This is a genomic window from Paracoccus sp. P2, assembly GCF_046335115.1.
GTDB classification, from domain to species: domain Bacteria; phylum Pseudomonadota; class Alphaproteobacteria; order Rhodobacterales; family Rhodobacteraceae; genus Paracoccus; species Paracoccus pantotrophus.
In genome coordinates this window covers 1-2,216 of sequence record NZ_JBGOSN010000122.1, presented here as the reverse complement: position 1 = coordinate 2,216, position 2,216 = coordinate 1, and the positions used below count along the sequence as shown (strand labels likewise).

Here is a 2,216-nt window from a genome sequence, read left to right as displayed (position 1 = left end):
TTCCTGGTCTTGTATGCGGGGGGTGTGGGTCTGCTCATGCCCTCCAGCTACCATACTGGATTCACAAGATGAATCCCTCACAGGATTTGTGCAACAGAGCCGGTTGAGAGGCAAGGTTGTCCGAACTGCTGACTGAATGAAACTTGCTTCAGGTGACCTGAACCATTTGAAAGAAAGGGTGCCTCACGCTCTGGCGACAACTTCGAACTGCAGCGCGATGCGGTCAACGGAAATGGGCGGACGCCTGTCCGCCCATTCAGCGTCGTTTCAACCTCAGGCCAGTTCCCGCTTTTCACCCAGCAGGCCCTTGATGATGGCCCAGCAAGCGCCCAGCAGCACCAGCGTGAAGGGCAGCCCGGTCGAGACCGCCATCGCCTGCAGGGCCGTGAGCCCGCCGCCCAGAAGCAGGGCGATGGCGACCAGTCCCTCGAAGCTGCACCAGAAGATGCGCTGCGGCACCGGGGCGTGGATCTTGCCGCCCGCCGCGATGGTGTCGATCACCAGCGAACCGGAATCCGAGGAGGTGACGAAGAATACGATCACCAGAACGATGCCGATGAAGCTCGAGATCGCGGTCAGCGGCAGTTGCGACAGCATTTGGAACAGCTGCAGCTCCAAAGCCGCGTCGGTGACGCCCGTGAAGCCCGCCAGCGTCTCGGAAATCGCAGTGCCGCCAAAGGCCGTCATCCACAGCACCGAGATCAGCGAGGGCACGATCAGCACCGCGGTCAGAAACTGCCGCACGGTGCGGCCGCGCGAGACCCGGGCGATGAACATGCCGACAAAGGGCGACCAGCTGATCCACCAGGCCCAGTAGAAGGCGGTCCAGCCGTGACGGAAGTTGTCGTCGCTGCGGCCGAAGGGGTTGGACAGCGGCAGGATCTTGGCGCCATAGGCGGCCAGGTTGCCGAAGAACCCCGTTAGGATCTGCCCGGTCGGTCCGGCGAGAATCACGAAGAGCAGCAGCAGGACCGCTAACACCATATTGATCTCGGACAGACGCTTGACGCCTTTCTCGACACCCAGCACCACCGAGGCCGTGGCCACCCCCGTGATGATGACGATCAGGACGATCTTGGCGGTTATCGCGGTGCTCCAGCCGAACAAGAAATGGAAACCCGCCGATGCCTGCTCTGCGCCGATCCCCAGCGAGGTGGCCAGCCCGAACAGCGTCGCCATCACTGCCAGCACATCCACGACATGGCCCGGCCAGCCCCAGACCCGTTCCCCCAGGATTGGATAGAAGACCGAGCGCAGTGTCAGCGGCAGTCCCTTGTTGTAGGCAAACAGCGCCAGGGCCAGGGCCACCACCGCGTAGATCGCCCAAGGGTGCAGGCCCCAGTGAAAGATCGTCGCGGCCATCGCCAGGCGCCGCGCGCCCAACTCGTCCCCCGGCGCACCGTCCAGCGGCGCCCAATCGGTGCGCACGCCGTTCTCGACCACCGGCCCGCCCAAGGCGGCGGTGAAATGCCCCAGCGGCTCGCTGACGCCGTAAAACATCAGGCCGATGCCCATGCCGGCGGCAAAGAGCATGGAGAACCAGCCGGTCAGGGAGAAATCCGCCGTGGCCTCGGGACCGCCCAACCGGACCGAGCCCAGCGGCGACAGGATCAGGCCAAGGCACAGCAGCACGAAGACATTGCCGGCGATCAGGAAGAACCAATCGAAATTGCTGGTGACCACCTCGCGCAATCCGCCGAAGAACGGCCTCAGGACCGAGGGGAACAGCAGCGTGGCCGCGGTAAAGAGCACCACCGCGACGCCGGAGATCATGAAAACCGGGTTGTGGATGTCGAATGCGACCGGCTTGACACCTTCGATATTGTCCTGACCGATCTCGTAATCGGTCACGATAACCTGGGTCGGGCCCTCGGGCGGCGGCAGGGCCTCGATGCTGGCGTCGGGGGTCAACGGTTCGGGTGAGCTTATCTGTGACATGCGTCCCTTTCTCATTTGGATTCGATCGGGCGTCGATGGCTTCGACTCGACGCAAAACGCGCTTGCACGGACAAGGGTTTCACATTTCTTTGATAATCGCCACCACAAGGAAGCCTTTGATCGGAGGTTCCGTCTCTTCCCAGGAGAAATGAAGCCGTGTCCCGCGATCATGGGATCTAGGGTCAGGATGCATTGATTTTCAGTGTGCTACGTGATTCACGGCTCGGAAAACGGAGCGGTGACATGAGCGACCTGTACTGGCTGACCGACGAGCAGAT

The 2,216-nt window shown here is 62.3% G+C and carries 1 protein-coding gene; it reads right to left on the bottom strand.

Features of this window, described 5'->3' with window-relative positions; genetic code table 11:
- Positions 1–273: 273 nt before the first annotated feature.
- Entirely contained in the window at positions 274–1,938 is a 1,665-nt protein-coding gene (locus ACDP63_RS24635; RefSeq protein WP_074991168.1) for a BCCT family transporter, read from the bottom strand.
- Positions 1,939–2,216: the final 278 nt, after the last annotated feature.